The sequence below is a fragment of the Pseudarthrobacter sp. J47 genome (assembly GCF_049810315.1).
Lineage (GTDB): Bacteria > Actinomycetota > Actinomycetes > Actinomycetales > Micrococcaceae > Arthrobacter.
The window spans coordinates 3,834,916-3,853,311 of sequence record NZ_CP187358.1; the positions used below are offsets into that span (position 1 = coordinate 3,834,916).

The following is an 18,396-nucleotide window of genomic DNA, read 5'->3' on the forward strand; positions in this document are numbered from 1 at the left end:
CTGGGGCCCGGCTGATGCCATGGCCTGTGTTTGATGCAGTGGGTTTGTACGGCGGCTTCGCCGAAATAATTTCTACGTCAGGTAGAACCGTACTGTTCCAGTTTACGGCCTGCGGGCGGCGGCTGCGGCCTCGTGCCTGATGGTCAGCCCGGACAGCATCCACAGGACGCCGGCCAGGATGGCCCCGCCTCCGGCAACACCCAGCAGCGCGTGGGCTCCGAGGGGGATGAAGAACGGCAGGAGCGCAGCCGTTCCCAAGGCGATCACGCCGGAAACCAGCCAGTCGCGGGCCAGCACGTGCCCCTTGCCCAGGATCCCTGCGGCGATTTCCGTCACCCCAAGGACGCCAAGCCCCACGGCCCCAACAATTGCGAACAGCTGGTCGCCCTGGAAGGCCGCCGCTGCAACGCCCGCACCGATCATGGCCGAGGCTCCTGCCGAGAGCAGGCGGCCCGTCCGCTGCCCTGCCAGGCTGCCGGCAGTCACCAGCTTGAGGAGGAGGATCCCCGTGGCGGCAAGGTAGACGCCGCCTGCGATTCCCATTCCGGCAACTGACGGGGTGGCCCAGAAAATGGTCAGGGCACCGAAAGCCAGCGCAACTGCAGCCCGGAAAACCAGGGGCTTCCACAGTTCAGGCTGGGGTCCCGCAGCGGGCAGGGATTCGGCAGGTACGGCTGGTTGGGTCACCGCACCAGTTTAGTCGCGCTTCAGCCCGCGCCCAGCACCATCCAGCGGTCCGTCCGCGCGCGCAGGCCCAGCGTGAGTGCCCGGGCCAGCATGTAGCCCAGCGAAAACGCCGCCCAAAGCCACGCAAGCCCGGCCGCTCCCCCGGCAGTTCCCACAGCCACCCACCAGAGCAGCGGAAGGTATGCCAGGAGATTAACGACGCCGGCAAGCGCCAGATACCGCGCGTCACCTGCGCCGATCAGCACCCCGTCCAGGACAAAAACGAACCCGGCCACGGGCTGGCCCACAGCCACCACCCACAGTGCTGCCGTGAGCGCGGAGTGGACACCGGCGTCGGGCGTAAACAGTACGGCGACCCACGGCGCCACCAGTGCCAGCAGCGCTCCGGTGACCAGGCCGAATCCGATTCCCCAACGGATCATGGTCCGGGTAAGCTCCCGGACCTTCGCGGGATTGCGGGCACCGAGCTCCTTGCCGATCAGCGCCTGCGCGGCAATGGCGATCGCGTCCAGCGCGAAGGCCAGGAAAGAGAAAATGGTCATGGCCAGCTGGTGGGCCGCGAGATTAACGGCGCCCTGCCCCGTAGCCACCAGCACCGTTGCCAGGATGGCGATGCGCAGGCTGAGCGTCCGCAGCATCAGCCAGGAACCCACGGTGGTCATACTGCGAATGCCGTGCCAGCTGGGGAGCAGGCCAACACCATTGCGGCGGGCGTGCCGGGTGACCATCACCAGGTACACGGCAGCCATCCCCCACTGGGCAATACTGGTTCCCATCGCGGAGCCGGCCACAGACAGGTTCAGCCCGTACACCAGCAGCAGGTTCAACACGATGTTCAGCCCAAACCCGGCAGTGGCCACCACCAGCGGCGTCCGGGTGTCCTGCATGCCGCGCAGCACGCCCGTCCCGGCAAAGACCAGGAGCATGGCCACCAGCCCGGGCAGGGACCAGAGCAGATAATCGACGGCGTATCCGGCCACCTCGCCGCGGGCACCCATCAGCTCCACCAGGGGCCCGGCAGCGAAGAAGCCGGCCACCGCCAGAACCACGCCCAGGCCAAATGCCAGCCAGACGCCGTCGCGCCCTGCCTGGATTGCCTGCGCCAGGCGGCCGTCTCCGATGGCGCGGGCCACGGCCGGGGTTGTTGAGTAGGCGAGGAACACCATCAGGCCAACGGCGGTGTGCAGCGCGGCCGAGGCCAGGCCCACGCCCGCAAGCTGCGCCACGCCGAGGTGGCCGACGATCGCCGAATCTGCCAGCAGGAACAGGGGTTCGGCGATCAACGCACCGAACGCGGGCACCGCCAACCGCAGGATTTCCCGGGCGTGGCCGGGCGTTTTTGTACGCAGTGAGGGTGCGGTGGGCATGAGGCCAGCGTAGCGGGGCGACAAACAACTCCCAGTTTAGTTGACACTTCAACTAATCCCCGCAAGACTGGAACCATGAACAAGACACCCATGACTGCCACCGCCCTTGCCGTCCTGCGCATCGCCCTCGGCTTCGTTTTCCTCGCGCATGGCTGGCAGAAGTTCAACCAGTTCACCATTGCCGGCACCCAGGCTTCCTTCGCCCAGATGGGCGTCCCCGCCGCAGAGATTGCCGCCCCCATCATCGCCACCCTGGAGCTCGTGGGCGGCATTGCCCTGATCCTGGGCATCTTCACCCGCGTCGCCGGCGCACTCCTGGCACTGAACATGCTGGGCGCACTCTTCCTCGTCCACGCTCCCGCCGGCGTTTTTGCGGCCGAAGGCGGCTACGAGCTGGTCCTGATCCTCGGCGCCGGAGCGCTGGCACTCGCCCTGGCCGGAGCCGGAAAGTTCTCCGTGGACAACGCGCTCTTCGGCCGCCGGAGCTCCAGGCTCCACGCCCTGGCCTGATACCGCGGGCATCCGCACCCGGAACCACCGCGCCATTAACGCACTGCAGGCCCGGACACGTGACGTGTCCGGGCCTGCAGTTTTGAGGGCTCTTAGTGTGAGGCCTTTTCCTGCTCAGCAGCGTTCTTGGTGGCCTGCTGGCCGGCGTCCTCGAGGGCCTGGGCAACCTTGGCGAGGGAGGAAACGTGCTGGCCGTTCCACTCGTTGCGGAAGCGGTCAGCGTCCGGGCCCTTCCAGTCGGTGCCGGCGAGAACCTTGGTCAGCGTCGACTTCTGCTTCTCGATCTCAGCGGAACCGGCCTTCAGCTTGGTTCCGAGCTTCTTGAGTTCTGCAACATCTGCACCCCAAATAGCCATGATGTATCTCCTTCAAGTAGTTACTGCCCTGATTCCCAACCATCCGGCCGGGTTGTTGAGACAAAGCTATCCCGGCCACGCGCCGCCGTCGATGGACACAAGTCCCCATACAGAACTCCCCAGATGGGCGCACCTCCAGCCAGGAACAGCGCGGCCCTTATTACCCACAAGTAGCAACAGAAACGCACATTAATACCCGGAAATTGTTTGCTTGCGAACTCAAGGGGTGTAAGAATGTGAGCGCAAACACACCTCATCACACAGCACGCTGCTTCGCTCATTTTGAATCGTTACAAGCCGTTTCGAGATAGCGACCCGGCGTCATCGCCATCAAAGGAGATGCACGTGAGTTATCCCCCCGAGCAGGCAGGCGCGGTGCCCCAACCGCCGTCGAACGCCTCTCCCAAACCCCGCAGGCTGTCCCGGACTGCCCGCGTCCTGACGGCAGGAGCGGCCTCTGCCGCCATCGCCTTCACCGGCGTCCCCGTGGTCCACGCGGACACTGCACTTCCGCCCGCCGGATCGGGCTTCCGCTTCGACTTCGGCCCCGGCGCACTGGCTGACGGGTACACCAGGGTCGACGCCGGAACCGCCTATTCCGCCGCAGCCACCTTCGGATTCACTGACACAGCCGTCACGGCCGGAGTGGACCGCGGCACCGCAGATGCCCTGCGCAGTGACTTCGTCCAGGCCCAGGGCACCACCTTCCTCGCGGACCTGCCCAACGGCGACTACACCGTCAAAGTAGTGGCAGGTGACGCCACCGAAGCCACCAACATCGCCATCACGGCCGAGAAAATGGCCAAGGTCCAGCTCACGGACAAGCCGGCCGGCCAGTACCTGGACATGGAATTCCCCATCTCCCTGGTGGACGGGCAGCTCAACCTGGACTTCTCCGGCACGGCCGCCAAAATCAACTCACTGGTGATCACCGCCCGCGCACCGCGCACAGCCACTACCGATCCCGGCGTCTACCTGGCCGGCGATTCCACCGTCCAGACCTATGACGTTGCCTTCGAACCGCAGGCCGGCTGGGGCCAGATGATCGACCGCTACCTGGATGACAAGGTTGCCGTCCACAACCACGCAATCGGTGGCCGCAGCTCCAAGAACTTCATCAGCCAGGGCCGCCTCGATGAAATCCTCCGCGTGATCAACCCGGGCGACTACCTTATGGTCCAGTTCGGCCACAACGACGCCACCATCGGCGTCGATGACCGCTACGCCTCCCCCGCCGACTACAAGGAATACCTCCGGACCTACGTCCACGGAGCCCGCCAGCGCGGAGCAACCCCCATCCTTGTCACCCCCGTGGGACGCCGCGATTTCGACGCCGCCACCGGACAGTTCCGGGTCAGCTTCCCGGACTACGTGGCCAAGATGCAGGAGCTCGCCACAGAGGAGAACGTCCAGCTCGTTGACCTGTCCGCCTCCAGCCGCGCGTACTACAACGAAATCGGCCCGGAAGAAGCCAAATCCGTCTTCCTGCACGTGGACGCCGGCGTCTACCCGGGACGGCCCAACGGCACCGTGGACGACACCCACTTCCAGGAGTACGGCGCCATCCAGATCGCCCGCCTCGTAGCGGGCGGCGTAAAGCAGCTCAGCGTTCCGCTGGCCAGCCGCGTCCTTGACGTCGTGCCGCCGTCGGCCGTTCCTGCCAAGCCGCAGGGGCTGGTGGCCGGCAGCATTTCCAACGCCGGCGCCCTGCTCAAGTGGGACGCCGTGGAAGGCGCGGACATCTACAAGATCTACCGGAAACTGGCGTCCGAGCCGGACTCCGCCTACAAACTGGCCACCACATCCACCGTTCCCACGGTGAACCTCAACGGCCTGGCAGAGGGCACCGGATACAACGTCCGCGTGGCGGCCATGAACGGCAAGGGCCTCTCCGAATTCAGCGACGCCCTGGCGCTGACCACCAAGCAGGCCAAATACAAGTTCGATTTCGGCCCGGTGGGCTCGCCCCTGGAACCCGGCTACACCGAGGTCAACCGCACCATGGCCTACTCGACGGAGCGGGGGTACGGCTTCAAGGACACCTCCGTCCTCTCGGACCGCGACCGCGGCGCCGTGACCACCAACCTGCTGCGCGACTTTGTGCTCAGCGGCAACACCTTCGAGTTCGCGCTGGACGTACCCAACGGCACCTATGCGCTGAAGACCTATCACAGCGACTGGATCGGCTCCACCAGGACCGATGTCTCCGCAGAAGGCCGGCCCTATGGAACAGTCACCTCCAGCCGCGCCAACTCCAACACCAAAATCATCAACCAGGTCCTGGTCACTGATGGCCAGCTGAACCTTGGCATCAGCGGATCCGGCCAGCGCCTCAACGGCCTGGAAGTCACCCCGCTGCTGATCGGACCCACCAACCTGCGCTCCACCGCTGTGGACGCAAAGGCCACCCCGCCGTCGGTCTCCCTTGCCTGGGACGCCCTCGCTGATGCGGCCTCCTACAAGGTGTTCCGCCAGGCCTCTTTCGAGTCCTCACCCCAACTGGTGGCGGAAAACGTCACTGCCGCCGAATACACGGATACCACCGCGTTCGCCGGCCTGCCGTACAAATACCATGTCACCGCCGTCGACAGCACCGGCCTGGAGTCCGTCCCGTCCAACACTGCCGAAGTGGCCCTGACTGATCCGTCCGTGGCCGTTCCGGCAGCACCGGCCAAGGTGGACATCAAGGGCATCGAGAAGACCAGCGTCAGCCTGAAATGGCAGAAATCCACCGGCGCCACGGCTTACCACGTGTACCGTTCGACGTCGGCAAACGGCACGTTCTCCTACGTTGGCCGTTCCGGGGAGGTTGACTTCACCGACCACACGGTGCTGACCACCATCAAGTACTACTACCGCGTCACCGCCATCAGCGCCGGCGGCGAGTCCGCTCCTTCACCGGTTGCGGCCACGGACCGGGTCACTGTATTGAACCGGCAGATGGAAGCCTTGGACCGCGCACCGGTGGCCATGGTCACCGACGGCGGTGTCCGCCTGGGCTGGCGGATGCTGGGCCGCGATCCCCAGAGCATCGGCTTCCATGTGATCCGTGACGGCGTCCAGCTCACCGTTGACCCCATCCGGGATACCACCAGCTTCCTGGATGCCGAAGGCACTGCTGCCTCGAAGTACGTCATCAAGGCAGTGGGCAACGGTGCGGACCAGCTGACCGCTGAGTTCACCCCGATGACCGGCGACTACCTCTCCATCAAGCTGGACAAGCCGGCCAACGATTACACCAAGGACGGGCAGCCCTACAGCTACTCGGCCGGTGACGCCACCGTGGCGGACGTGGACGGCGACGGCCAGTACGAGGTCATCCAGATGTGGTACCCGTCCAACGCCAGGGACAACTCGCAGGCAGGGTACACGGGCCTGGTATACATCGATGCCTACAAGATGGACGGCACCAAGCTCTGGCGCATCAACATGGGCCAGAACATCCGCGCTGGCGCCCACTACACACAGGTCCTGGCGTACGACTACGACGGCGACGGCAAGGCCGAGATTGCGATGAAGACGGCCGACGGCACGCGTGATGCTGCCGGTACCGTGGTCGGCAACGCCAATGCGGACTACCGGAACAGCAGCGGCTACGTCCTGACAGGCCCGGAATACCTGACGGTCTTCCATGGCGCCACCGGAACCATCATGGACACCGTTGCCTACGAGCCCGCCCGCGGTGACGTTGGCAGCTGGGGCGACACCTACGGCAACCGCGTGGACAGGTTCCTGGGCGCGGTGGCCTACCTGGATGGCGAACGGCCCTCCATGATGTTCAGCCGTGGCTACTACACCCGCACGGTGCTGGCAGCCTACGACCTGGTCAACGGCAAGATCACCAAGCGCTGGATCTTCGATTCCAACGTGGCCGGCGAACAGTATGCCGGCCAGGGCAACCACAATATGTCCGTGGCAGACGTGGACGCGGACGGCAAGGACGAGTTCATCTTCGGTTCCATGACCATCGATGACAACGGCCAGCCGCTCTACAACACGGGCCTGGGCCACGGCGACGCCATCCACACCAGCGACCTGGACCCCAGCCGCCCGGGCCTGGAAACCTTCGCTGCCCATGAGGACATGGGCAAGAGCGGCTTCCTCGGTGCCACCTTCCGGGACGCTGCCACCGGCGAGGTGCTGTGGAGCATCCCCGCCCCCAGGGACACCGGCCGTGCCGCAGCAGGCGATATCGATCCGCGCCACCTTGGTGCTGAAGGCTGGGCCGTGGGCGGCGACGCCGCCTGGAACTCCCCCACCGGGGAGCTCCGCTCGGCCAAGGGCGAGCTGCTCAGCAACACCATCCCGGCAGCCAACTTCCTGGCCTGGTGGGACGGTGACCTGCTCCGCGAGATCGTGGACCACGACTGGGATGCCGCCGCCAACACCGGCGTGCCCAGCATCTCCAAGTGGAACTGGAACACCGGAAGCAGCGACCGGCTGCTGACGGCCACCGGCGCCAAGTCCAACAACGGCACCAAGGGCACCCCCGCCATCCAGGCGGACCTCCTCGGTGACTGGCGGGAGGAAATTGCCTGGCCGTCCGCGGACAGCACGGAACTGCGGATCTACACCTCGGCGTCGGGCACTGATGTGCGCCTGCGGACGCTGATGCACGATCCCGTGTACCGGCTCTCCGTGGCCCGCGAAAACGTAAGCTACAACCAGCCGCCGCACCCGGGCTTCTACCTGGGCGTGGGCATGGAGACGCCGGCCATGCCGGACATCGCCTACACGCGGGCCGGCTAGCCTTCCCGCACCAGCAAAGGGGTGTCCTTCCGCAGATGGCGGAAGGACACCCCTTTGCGTCGCAGCTGTGTCAGCCCCGGAACATCATTTTTCGGGTTCCCAGGTCGATGTCCCCCTTTAAAAATCTCCGGTCAGAAGGCATCGACCCGAACCTCACGACTTCACGCCCGAGGAGTTCCTTGAGGACTGGGCTCTGAGCTCCCTGTCAGTGACTGGCTAAACCTGGCTGACCTTTTTCTACGGGAAGTGAACGATAGGAAAACCCGGGCAGCTGATCGCAGTTAACCGGGCGCTTCACGCAGAGGCAGCATCTAGAAAGCCAACTCCGACGTCCAAACTCAAACAGAGAATTTTCTTGACGACCTTTATGGTTGGGCCATGCAGCAACTCTTTGATTTCGCCTTCGCGCGGCTGGACCGCGCCGAATCTAAGCGCCGAGAATTTGGTGAATCCTGGGCGCAGTACATCTCCCATCACCCCTGGGACATCGATGTCCGGAACGTTACGCCGACGACATTTGAAATCTTGGCCGTCACGCGCGAGCAAGCACCTGTGCAGATATCGCTGGCGTTCAGCGATTGGCTGGCGACAATTCGCGCAGCCCTGGATAACGGTCTCTATGCGTGGGTTGCAGCAGCCACGGGGCAAAACCCTCCTCCCCTAGCTGAACGAATCCAGTACCCGATCTGCTCGACGGCGAAGGAGTATGCAAGCCAACGCAAGCGGTTGTCCGGCGTCCCTGAAGACATTCTGGACAAACTTGAGGCGGCACAGCCTTATCAGTCTCCTTATGGGCCGGAGAGCAACCTCTTCTATTGGATCCATGAACTTGCTCGCACTGATCGGCACCGCAGCCTGCACGTTGGGTTAGGGCGAGTCGGAGCCCATCGAATCCGTCTGCGCCTGCCAGGCGGCGTGACGGCTACTTTCGACGAGTCAGTGAAGCCCTACCATCACATTGTTGACGAGCTCGTAATAGGCCGCTTCACCACAAGCAAAGCGGTCTCACGCTTCGCTATCGAAGCCGACCTGACCGGAGTAGGGATTGACCCCGAAGTTCAAGCCTGGGCTGCATTCACTATGGCGGGGCAGCGACCGTCCCTGCAGAAGAGGATGATCTACACGGAGCTTTTCACCCGCAATAATCTGGAAAACATGGCCTTGTTCAGCGGCATCGAACCACTTGGCGGCTTCACAACTTTGGACCCGTCCACCGGGCTGTGAGCTGGGTGAATCCACTCACCCCTGGTTGGTTCCTATCTGGAGGTCCACCAGTTCCTGGTCTTTCGTTGTGGCTTCAGGGAATGTGTGGCCCAGATACTTCCGGGCCACACATCAGATCCGCACTTTAGCTGGCTACGTTTTCCGCTTCCGATTCTTCGTTGGCCATCTTGGCAGCTGCCAACTCCTCGGCTGTCTTGTGGCCCTGGATTTCGGCGTAGGGGATCGTGTCGGTCCAGCTGTGTTCGGTTTTAAGGGAGACGGTTTTGGTGTTGGCGCGGGCGACGACGTACCAGCGGCGGCGTACCTTAACGGCGTCGCCTTTTTTGATGGTTTCTTTGCTGTAATTATTGGTCTTCCCTGTCGCGATCTGTTCGGCCCTGACGGCGTTCCAGTATTCGAGCTGGTCTTTGAGTTCGGCCAGTCGGGGTGCTTTGCGTTTGGCGCGGGCGGCCTGCTCAGCCTCGGTGGGTCCGCGGAATTTTCCGTCGTTGTCCCAGAATTCAGCCACGATTTCGCGTTCGATGCGGCGGATATCGGCAGCCAATTTTTCTATGCGGTTGTAAACCGTGACCGGGTTGTAGCGTGCGCCGGTGGTGTAGGTAGCGGTACCTGCCCGGGCCTGGACTTCCTTGGTTTCAGCGTAAGCGTGGGAGACAGCGCGCATACTCCTGTCCGCGCGGGCGAGTGCGGCCCGGTGCCGGCCTTCTGAATGGTGGCCTACCTTCATGGGTTCCCCGTCAGGCGGCAAGCAGTCAAGGTCGCGGCGGGCTGCGTTGCCGGCCTCATAGGAGAAATGGCTCCGCGGTACTGAAGCCGGTCAAGACCCATCTCAAAGTCCCAGGTTTCCCGTTGGTTGCGGTCAAGGATGAATGGGAACTCCGGCTCCCCTTGACGCGCTCGGGGCTTGGAATAGCGGTTACGATCCAGCCATCTTTTTCCGCATGTATGACGGTGTCGGCGCTTCGAAAGCATCTCGTAAGACGAGGGCGGAAGCTTACCTAATGTGTTCGAGCTATCAAATGGTATAAACGGGCAATGTCCCTGTAGGGCGATCGGCCACTGGCCTCATATTCAAGATCACAGACTGATGGGAGGTCACTGGCTTCGATGGTGTCGTCTCTGAGGTGATCAGTGAACATTCTTACACCGAACCAGTCGAGTATGTCGACGTCCAGTTCGGACAAAATCGACATGACGTGCTCCCGTGAGTGAGGCCGGGTTGGCAAGTAGTGTTCAGGAGCAGGGCTGTCGGCTCTCAAGGTAGCTAGAGCTTCGGTCCAATTCCTCTGCATTGCAGGTCGCATGGCAGTGGAATGAGGATTAACGGAAAGGATGGATAGTAGTCCTCCTGGCCGTAGGGAATTTCGAGCGGCACGAAGCATCTCAAAGGGATTTTCGAGATACATCAGGACGCTGTGCAGGCAAACGAGGTCGAACTTCTCAGTGAAAACAGTTGAAGCGCTGAGACCATCCGCTTGCACGAAGGAAATCGTTCCTGCGGTAGCCTTTAAGGTGACGTCTTTTGCCGTTTCACGCGCCATGTCTAACATTGCTGCATCGGGGTCGAGAACGGTTACATCATGCCCTGCAAATGCGAGTCGAGTAGCTTGCTCCCCGAAACCTCCGCCGATATCCAGTACTGCGAAATTCTCGCCCTGAAAGTGATTCGTGAGCTGCCGGGTGACGACTTCGAATCGAACGGATCCGAGTACGCCGCGAGAGTGTGCAGCGTAGGCAGGGCCTAGTAAGTCTGCATATGGGAACCAAAAGTCTTTAGTGGCATCGAAATCATTCATCTCAGGAATCTTTCTCCTTTGCAACATGGACCTCATTGATTCTTGGAATGTGACAAATTCCCGAGAAGCGGAATTGTCTGGCGGATCCTGTATCACATAGAGTGCCGTGGGTAAATACTTGGGACGGTACGGGACAGGGCCTGGAGGAACTGCTCATTGGTGCCGTCTTCGCATGATGGCAGAGATGAAGCCGATCACAGCCAAGCTAAGCGCGGCACAACTGAAAGCCCCGAAGATAGAAGTCGCTGGAAATGCGGAAGCAACTGCCGCACCAAGTGCTATGCCGGCGAGACCAAATATTTCCAGCCCGATGCTGGCCGTAGAAATCGTCCGGCTGATCTCTGTTCGTTTCGTTCTCATTTGAAGCGCCCCAAAGGTCGCCCCGACGAGCAAGGTGCCTCCGAGAGCTGTGCCAAGCTCGAACCATACGATACTCAAGTAGGCCCAGAACGTACCGGGCGTCACGAACAGGAGCGGAACCGCTGCGATGCTCGTGAGAATGCACCCAAGTGCAGAAGTCATGGCGTGGCCGAGCCGCTCATAGGCCCTTCCGGTAAGTAAACCCCCAGCGATTCCACCGACAGCACCAGTAGCTATCAGGATGCCTATAAGTGCTGGTTGAATATCAAGACCATCGATGAAAAAAATGAGCGTCACGGGGACGATGAAGGCGCTTACACAGGACACTGCCCACATTAGCCAGACGTCAAGATCCTTCACCAGTGAACTGATTATGCTCGCTACGTTCGCTGGTGCTTTCTCGCCTTCGTCTACTGGTCGGCTCTCTGACCCAACTTCGAAAACTTGGACACGAGATATCTGAATTGCAGCAACGCACGACGTAAGTGATGTCATGAGTAAAGCGAATGGGGGTGCAAATAGAGCCGTAAGCCCAGGACCCCCGGCTTGTCCGACCACCGCGCTCGATGCCGTGAGACTCTGCAGTTTGCCAACGGCCGTGACCCGCTCATCCTGGGTCGTCAGGTCATTGATCACGCCATGTCCAAGCGCTGAGGACAGCGTTTGGATCAGGGTATAGACCGCTACCCAGATCAGTAGGACGGGAAGCGTTAGCAGATCTGTGATCCACAGGATGGGAATCGTTACACCAAGCAGCGCAGTGACAATGTAAGTGCGGACTTGAAGCGGAATTTGTTTTTGCCTGCCGTCCGCCCAGCTTCCCGCCGGGTACCGAAAAATGAGACTCGTCACAAGTGTGACTGCAGCCAGAATTCCTACCTGTGTCGTATCCGCATCCAAGGAAAGCACTGCAATGAGCGGAATGAGTACGTCAGTCGACGCACCAGACACACCTCCAAAGAACCTGCCAGACAGGTATGTGTGAAGGTGTATACGCTGATCATGCGCTGCCAACACCATCGTTTATGGTCCTATTCGCACCACTCGGCACCCAGAACTGCAACAGTCTCCGGTGATGTCCTCGTCTCGCATGAGAGCCGGGTGTTGCTTGCTCGGATCTGGCACGAGTTCAGAAAGCCGCAGTTGCCGGCCTGTTCCTTCAATCGTGATCACCGCGTCTTGAGTCACCGCGTCCAAATGAATATCCGCCTCGTACGGCACTGTCTGTAGCGACTGATTATGCTGCCCGAATCCAATGTGCAGGCTGGGGTGTCTTTCGTTCACGTGCGAGTTGTGGCTCAGGAAAGTTTTCAAAGCCTGATTGGTTCCGAAACCTATCTCTCCAATCCTCCGAGCGTTCGGCAGTTTGAACGCTTGCTCGACGAAGGTATTAAGACTGGTACTCGAGCAGGAGAACGAAGTAGCAATGCTGTTTCTAATGGTTACGAAGAGCAGGTTATCCGCAAGGCGCATGTCCAACTCTGTGATGACATTACAGTTGAGGGCGCCGTCAGCGACCAGACGTCCCTCTATTGCATCTGAGAAGGTTGCTATCTCTCCCGCGGGAAGGATAGTGAAGGCGCCGGGCCTAAGTTTCCCTCGGTTGCTGATCCACTCGTACCTGTCCTGGTCCAACGTGATGTTCAGGTCTGTCCCACCATCAGTTTGGACTCGAATTCTTGAAGCCCCTTGAAGAAAATCCAAGAGAGTAGCATTCAAAGCTTCCAACTCGGTCGGCGTCAGAGCCAGGCCATGCGTAAATAGTTCGTCGGAAGCGCTGATAATTCTCACGATTCTTGTGCGAGCGACTCCATAAAGTGGCTCTTCGCGGTTGGTGGGGAATTGAGTTCGTGTCGTTGAAGACAAGGGGGCCCGTGGCCCTGTTGGGATGAGTGTGTCTAGCATTCAACCTGGAACAGGACCACGAGCCCTTGAACGAGCCTACCGGGGTCGCAGCCGACGCTGCCACCATCCTCTTCAACCTGCCCGACTACCACGTAGTCTCCACCACCGTCACTGCCGGCTGTCGGCAGGTCATCGTTGAAACCGACCAGCCGCCGGGGTGCCCCAGCTGCGGAGTCATCTCCTCCCGGCGGAAGGAACGGCGCTTTCAGCGACTGAGGGACATTCCGGTTGCCGGGCCGGTGGAGGTGCTCTGGTCCAAGTACCGCTGGTATTGCCAAGAAGTGGCCTGCGACCGGCTGTCGTTCTTTGAATCCACCCCTCAGGTCCCGCGCCGGGCCCGCTCCACCGGCCGGCTCCGGGACCAGCTCGTGGACGCGGTCATCCGCTCCGGCAGGGCCGTGTCGGACACGGCTGCCGGCTTCGCCGTTTCCTGGTGGATGGTCCGGGCGGCACTGAATGAGGCCTGCCTGCTCAGGCTGCCGGACGTGGACAAACTCAGCCCCCGGATGCTGGGCATCGATGAACACCGGTTCCGGTCCGTGCGCTACTTCCAGGACCCCGCCACGAAGGCGTGGACACGGTTCGAACCCTGGATGACAACGATCGTTGACCTGGACACCGGCCAGGTCCTTGGCGTGGTCGACGGCCGGGACCACAAGGGCGTCGGGGACTGGCTGTTCGTCCGTCCCCTGGAGTGGCGCCTGGGAGTGCAGGTCGTCGCGATCGACCCGTCGGCGGCGTTCCGGAAAGCGCTGCGGATGTGGCTTCCCCGCACCGCCGTCGCGGTCGATCACTTCCACCTGATCTCGCTGGCCAACCAGGCAATGACCGAGACCCGGCAGAACCTCTCCCAGCAGGTCAAGGGCCGCCGCGGCAGGGCCGTCGACAAGGCCTGGGCGCACCGCATGCTCCTCCTTCGCGGCGGCGACACGCTCAGCTGCAGGGCCGCCCTCAAGCTGGAAGACGTGTTCGCCGCCGACGATCCGACCGGCACCCTCCAAGCCGTATGGAAAGTCAAGGAACAACTCAGGGCCCTGCTGCGCACCGGCTCCCTGGAGGACGCCGCCACAGCGAAAGAACACCTGGAGGAACTGGTCAAAGCTGCCGCACGGCCGGAAACAAACAGGCTCTACCGCACCGTCTGCCGCTGGTGGCAGGAGATCGAAGTACTCATCATCACCGGCGCCACGACAGGCAAGGTCGAGGCCAACAACACCGCCATAAAAAACATCAAACGCACCGCCCGCGGGTATCGCAACCCAAGCAACTACAAATCGGTTATTCTCTTGAGAAGTGCCGTCCGGACGGCGGCATGACGCTTATCTCAGGGATGCATTTCCCCACGAACCGCGAAGAGCCCATAAAGTCGAAAGAGCGGCGTCAGGACGTCGAAGTGTGACATCGTGTCCTTCTCAAGAGTTAGAACCACTAAGTTCCCGCTGAACGACTGCGGGTCGGGCAGCACTAATTCAAGCCGCCCATGAAAACCCGGGTCGATGAGCGGAGTCATTACCACCGCCACGTGCCTGATGCCTGCTTGACGCAAAGTCACAGCGAGATGTGCGCTGTATATTCTGCTATCGGGGGTGTAGGCGATCAGCACGAAATCGTTTGATTGAACTTTGGCAAATTCGTCGAGTAGACGACGAATACCAGTCGCAAGGTGGGGAACGTCTGTGTTGTGCTCAAGCGTCGTGGTCATGGCTTACACCCTTTAGAAGAGATTCTCATTGGCGTTGTTTGAAATATTTAGAACCTGCAATCGGAGCAGCTTACTCTGAGACCTACGCGGCGGCAGGAAACGCGAACTGAAGATCTGCCTTAGGCGGGAGAAACAACGGAGGACACGGTACCCCGTGCCATAGAATCAAAGAGTGTACGGCCCGCTGTCGTCCACTCCGCCCGATCTGCAAGAGTTCCCAATGTAGCGACAAGCTTCTCTCGATCGGAGTCACGAATTAGGCTCACCTCGTGATCTGCCGGAAGGTTCTCCACCTCGGCCCAGCGGTGTAGGCCGTAATGCATCCGCCATAGTACGAAGGCGGCATGCAGCGTACCTGAGATCGGGCGCGGGTCTTTACGGAGCGCATGGTGAACCAAATCGTCGGGGTTGGAAACGTAGTCCTGCAACCACAAGCGCAGGAACATGGAGTGATGGCTGGTTTCATGAAGGAGTGCCTCTACCGTTCTGGGGAGGGACTCCATGTAGTTCTCCCCCAAGAACAAGACACCAAACAACTGGTCGTGGGTGGCGGTGAGTTCAGTGTCTTTCAGGATGATTATGCGTTCGATCAGTAGTTGCAACTCGACGGCTGCAGCGGGCCAAACGCGGGTCAAGATCTCAAGCGCACCTACCACTCGCTCAGCCAACTGGCCGTTGCAGTCCTCGGCAATTGACATTTTTCTAAGGGTTGCGTCGCCGTCAGCGGAAGCTTCCAGGATTACTACTGCCTCGCGGTCGAAGGTGGTGTAGTTCTGTTTCGTGACAATGCGCGGACGTTTGGCTGCGTTGTGCAGCGAAGCGTTCGCACGATCCCTGACCGTGGCCTTTTCCTCATCGGTTAGTGCTCTGCTTCCTCGGACGCTCGTCACCAGCCAGGTAACTTCGGGGTCGAGAGCCAAGAGGCGTAATTTGTCGCTGTCACTAGCGCTCCTAGCTGCCGCTTCCATTGCGCGAACGTGGTGACGAAGGAGGGCGGCTGTCCACTTTGGATCGATGTCCACTTCTACACTCTGATGCCGCAAGTTCTGAATGTCCGTCATGTGGAGCGTCTCTCGTTTTCGATTTCCGTCTTACCTGGGCAAGTCCGGTTGCTGAAGTACTTTGGAGCTCGCCAAGCCAGTGTTGGCGGTTCGGTATTCATTTCACTTAATTCATTTCACTTATGCAAAGATTCTGGATTGCAGCCGGAGTGTCACTGACGTCGACAAGCAATGTGAGAAATTTATCGATCACTCCATCCGCTTCGGCTACGCCGGCCTTCGGAGTAGGAAGACAAATTCCTCGCAGTGGTTAGGTTCCTGTCCGTCGACGTCAGTGACACGGGGCAGAAGTTACTCTGCGGTGCTGTAAGCGACGTACCAGGCGATCTGGCCAGCCCCCATCGGCGTCGTAGTGACTGTTGGCTCTTCAACTTCGGCCGGCTCACTCTTCATCATTTCTTCAAGTGCCTCGGCGAGGCCGAGTTCGTAGGTTTCGAGAGTCTCTACGGACATGTTGCTGCTCCTTTTGCATATGTGAGTTAGCCGCGGTAGTCGACTACAACAAGATAAGCGGCGCTGACGACCGTTGTCAATGAATTCTGACAGTACTTGTAGGTTTATTTACAAGAAATGTCGAGAAAGTAGAGTGCTTATGGGATGGGTTTCTTCTTGTCACGCAAATCCGAAACGGAGCGAGGGGACTGCCCCCGGTTTTGTTGACTCCTTGATCTAGCGAGCTTGTGCTCGTGGAAGGATGTTGACCATGCCCACGGCGTATGGGGCGGAGTTCCGCCAGGATGTTATTGATGTGGCCCGTAAGGGCGAGGCGCCTTTGGCGCAGATTGCGAAGGATTTCGGGCTGTCAGTCACGACGCTGAAGCGCTGGATTGCCATCGCCGAACGCAAAGAATCCGGCGCTGGCCCGGCAGCGGCGGAGTCGGCCGAGATGCGGGAGTTGAAGAAGCGGAACCGGTTGTTGGAGCAGGAGAACGAGATTCTGTGCCGGGCGGCTGCCTATCTGGCAAGGGACGTCAACCCAAAATGACCTACCCGCTGGTCACGGATCAAGACGCACGACGGTGTTCCCGTGGCGGTGACTTGCCGGGTGTTGGGATTTAGTAAGCAAGGCTACTACCGGTGGAAGGCGAACCCGGTGACGGAACGGGACTGGATCGATGCGCACCTGGTTAACGCCGCGCTGGACATCCACGCCGACGATCCGGCGTTTGGGTACCGTTTCATCGCCGACGAACTCCCGGATAAGGGCATCACGGCGGGCGAGAACAGGGTCCAGCGCCTTTGCAAGGACCACGGCATCTGGTCAGTGTTCTCGAAGAAGCGGGGTCTGAACCGGAAACCGGGGCCACCGGTCCACGATGACCTGGTGGAGCGGGACTTCACCGCCGCGGCGCCGAACGAACTGTGGCTGACAGACATCACCGAGCACCCCACCGAAGAAGGGAAGCTCTACCTCTGCGCGGTGAAGGACGTCTACTCCGGCAGGATCGTCGGCTACGCGATGGACGCCCGGATGAAGTCCTCGCTCGCAGTGTCCGCGCTGGAGAACGCAGTCCGGGCACGTCGCCCGGAAGGGACGGTGGTGCACTCCGACCGCGGGTCCCAGTTCCGCTCACGCCGGTTCGTCGAATCCCTCCGGCACCACGGGCTCACCGGCCCGATGGGCAGGGTCGGTGCGTGCGCGGACAACGCCGCGATGGAATCGTTCTTCTCGCTGCCGCAGAAGAACGTCCTGGACCGTCAGCGATGGCTCAAAAGGCAGGACCTACGGCTGGCCATCACCACCTGGATCGAAAGGACCTACCACCGCCGGCGGCGGCAAAGACGGCTGGGAAAACTCACGCCCATCGAATATGAAACAATCAACCGGACCGCGCTCACAGCGGCCTAAGACCCGAGTCAACAAAAGCCGGGGCAGTCCCGGTCGTTGCGGTCGCTACCCAGCTTCTGCTGCGGGTGAGGCCAGAACAATCCCTAAGAGCCACGGAAACAGCTACGTTGCTGCTACCTAGCGTCAAGTGATTCTTCTTGGGCTTCACTGCCGATCGAAACTGGGGGTGGTGAAGCTTCGGACAGTGGTTGTTCACCCAGTCGGATGAGATCGTCTCCGGCGGCCATGAGGTCCTCATCGTGTGTGGCTACGACGACAGTGGCGCCGCGGCGGGCTTCTTCGATGAGGAAATTGATTACTAGTTCGCGGTTCTTTCGATCCAGCGAAGCGGTTGGTTCGTCAGCGAGGACAATATCGGCCCCGCGGAACATCGCTCTGGCCAATCCGACGCGTTGTTTCTCGCCACCACTTAGTCGGGCAGTCTGCTCCTTCCTACGACCTGAAAGCAGTACGTGGTCGAGGACCTGGTCAACACGTTCACGGTCAGGCTGACGAAGACCGAAAAGACCTCGGCGCCCTACCGTGACGTTGTAGTCAACGCTTGCTTCTTCAATGAGCCCGTAGTCCTGGAAGACGAAAGCGACGTGGTCCCGCCAGAAACGGCGGCGTCGGGCGTCGTTCCATTTCGTTGCGTCTTGTCCACCAACTACTACGCTGCCGGTGTCGGCTCGACCCAATAGGCCTAGAACGTTCAAGAGCGTTGTCTTACCGCTGCCGCTTTTTCCTGCCAGTACGAGCATTCGGCCCGGTTCTGCTTGCACAGAAACAGAGTTCAGGGCGGGCTTTCCATCGATGATAACCGAAACACAGTCGGCGCGTAATTGCATTTG

General features: G+C 60.9%; 15 protein-coding genes and 1 pseudogene. 5 read left to right on the top strand and 11 right to left on the bottom strand.

The features are described 5' to 3' along the window. Window positions 1-102: 102 nt before the first annotated feature. Window positions 103-687 (bottom strand): hypothetical protein, encoded by a 585-nt coding sequence (locus ACPJW8_RS17695; RefSeq protein ID WP_330189026.1) that lies wholly within the window; start codon window positions 685-687, stop codon window positions 103-105. A 20-nt stretch (window positions 688-707) separates the two neighbouring features. Further along, window positions 708-2,054, bottom strand: coding sequence for an MATE family efflux transporter (locus ACPJW8_RS17700; protein ID WP_330189025.1), 1,347 nt, complete (start codon window positions 2,052-2,054; stop codon window positions 708-710). Between the two features lie 75 nt (window positions 2,055-2,129). Here ACPJW8_RS17700 and ACPJW8_RS17705 point away from each other — a divergent pair, with 75 nt between their 5' ends. Further along, complete coding sequence (locus ACPJW8_RS17705) at window positions 2,130-2,564, top strand: DoxX family protein (RefSeq protein WP_330189024.1); 435 nt, start codon at window positions 2,130-2,132, stop codon at window positions 2,562-2,564. Between the two features lie 92 nt (window positions 2,565-2,656). On the opposite strand, the gene ACPJW8_RS17710 is transcribed toward ACPJW8_RS17705, so the two are convergent. Beyond that, window positions 2,657-2,920, bottom strand: a complete 264-nt coding sequence (locus ACPJW8_RS17710; protein ID WP_330187707.1) for a hypothetical protein — start codon at window positions 2,918-2,920, stop codon at window positions 2,657-2,659. 345 nt (window positions 2,921-3,265) lie between these two features. On the opposite strand from ACPJW8_RS17710, the gene ACPJW8_RS17715 reads away from it, so the two are divergent. Together ACPJW8_RS17715 and ACPJW8_RS17720 are read left to right on the top strand one after the other, a co-directional pair. After that, window positions 3,266-7,669 (top strand): fibronectin type III domain-containing protein, encoded by a 4,404-nt coding sequence (locus ACPJW8_RS17715; protein WP_330189023.1) that lies wholly within the window; start codon window positions 3,266-3,268, stop codon window positions 7,667-7,669. Between the two features lie 378 nt (window positions 7,670-8,047). Continuing rightward, window positions 8,048-8,893, top strand: coding sequence for a hypothetical protein (locus ACPJW8_RS17720; protein WP_330189022.1), 846 nt, complete (start codon window positions 8,048-8,050; stop codon window positions 8,891-8,893). A gap of 124 nt (window positions 8,894-9,017) precedes the next feature. Here ACPJW8_RS17720 and ACPJW8_RS17725 read toward each other — a convergent pair whose 3' ends face one another. The 4 genes from ACPJW8_RS17725 to ACPJW8_RS17740 all read right to left on the bottom strand — a co-directional run bounded on the left by ACPJW8_RS17725 (window position 9,018) and on the right by ACPJW8_RS17740 (window position 12,840). After that, window positions 9,018-9,641 carry a DUF3560 domain-containing protein gene (locus tag ACPJW8_RS17725; protein WP_425256372.1) on the bottom strand — a complete coding sequence of 208 codons (624 nt, stop codon included), beginning with the start codon at window positions 9,639-9,641 and terminating at the stop codon, window positions 9,018-9,020. A gap of 250 nt (window positions 9,642-9,891) precedes the next feature. Further along, window positions 9,892-10,689 carry a methyltransferase domain-containing protein gene (locus ACPJW8_RS17730; protein ID WP_330189021.1) on the bottom strand — a complete coding sequence of 266 codons (798 nt, stop codon included), beginning with the start codon at window positions 10,687-10,689 and terminating at the stop codon, window positions 9,892-9,894. A gap of 153 nt (window positions 10,690-10,842) precedes the next feature. Beyond that, entirely contained in the window at window positions 10,843-12,069 is a 1,227-nt protein-coding gene (locus ACPJW8_RS17735) for an MFS transporter (protein ID WP_330189020.1), read from the bottom strand. Between the two features lie 3 nt (window positions 12,070-12,072). Continuing rightward, window positions 12,073-12,840, bottom strand: a complete 768-nt coding sequence (locus tag ACPJW8_RS17740) for a hypothetical protein (RefSeq protein ID WP_330194304.1) — start codon at window positions 12,838-12,840, stop codon at window positions 12,073-12,075. Window positions 12,841-12,941: 101 nt separating this feature from the next. Here ACPJW8_RS17740 and ACPJW8_RS17745 point away from each other — a divergent pair, with 101 nt between their 5' ends. Next, the gene (locus ACPJW8_RS17745; protein WP_330194132.1) at window positions 12,942-14,270 is read left to right on the top strand and encodes an ISL3 family transposase; all 1,329 of its coding nucleotides are present in this window, start codon (window positions 12,942-12,944) and stop codon (window positions 14,268-14,270) included. Between the two features lie 8 nt (window positions 14,271-14,278). Here the strand turns inward: ACPJW8_RS17745 and ACPJW8_RS17750 are convergent, their stop codons facing one another. The 3 genes from ACPJW8_RS17750 to ACPJW8_RS17760 all read right to left on the bottom strand — a co-directional run bounded on the left by ACPJW8_RS17750 (window position 14,279) and on the right by ACPJW8_RS17760 (window position 16,170). Beyond that, window positions 14,279-14,656: a hypothetical protein gene (locus ACPJW8_RS17750; RefSeq protein ID WP_330194519.1), complete on the bottom strand. Its 378-nt coding sequence runs from the start codon at window positions 14,654-14,656 to the stop codon at window positions 14,279-14,281. Window positions 14,657-14,775: 119 nt separating this feature from the next. Continuing rightward, window positions 14,776-15,678, bottom strand: a complete 903-nt coding sequence (locus tag ACPJW8_RS17755; RefSeq protein ID WP_330189018.1) for an aKG-HExxH-type peptide beta-hydroxylase — start codon at window positions 15,676-15,678, stop codon at window positions 14,776-14,778. 330 nt (window positions 15,679-16,008) lie between these two features. After that, complete coding sequence (locus ACPJW8_RS17760; protein ID WP_330189017.1) at window positions 16,009-16,170, bottom strand: hypothetical protein; 162 nt, start codon at window positions 16,168-16,170, stop codon at window positions 16,009-16,011. Window positions 16,171-16,420: 250 nt separating this feature from the next. On the opposite strand from ACPJW8_RS17760, the pseudogene ACPJW8_RS17765 reads away from it, so the two are divergent. After that, window positions 16,421-17,566 (top strand): annotated as a pseudogene (locus ACPJW8_RS17765) (IS3 family transposase). A 113-nt stretch (window positions 17,567-17,679) separates the two neighbouring features. Here ACPJW8_RS17765 and ACPJW8_RS17770 read toward each other — a convergent pair. Then, window positions 17,680-18,393, bottom strand: coding sequence for an ABC transporter ATP-binding protein (locus ACPJW8_RS17770; RefSeq protein WP_330189016.1), 714 nt, complete (start codon window positions 18,391-18,393; stop codon window positions 17,680-17,682). Window positions 18,394-18,396: the final 3 nt, after the last annotated feature.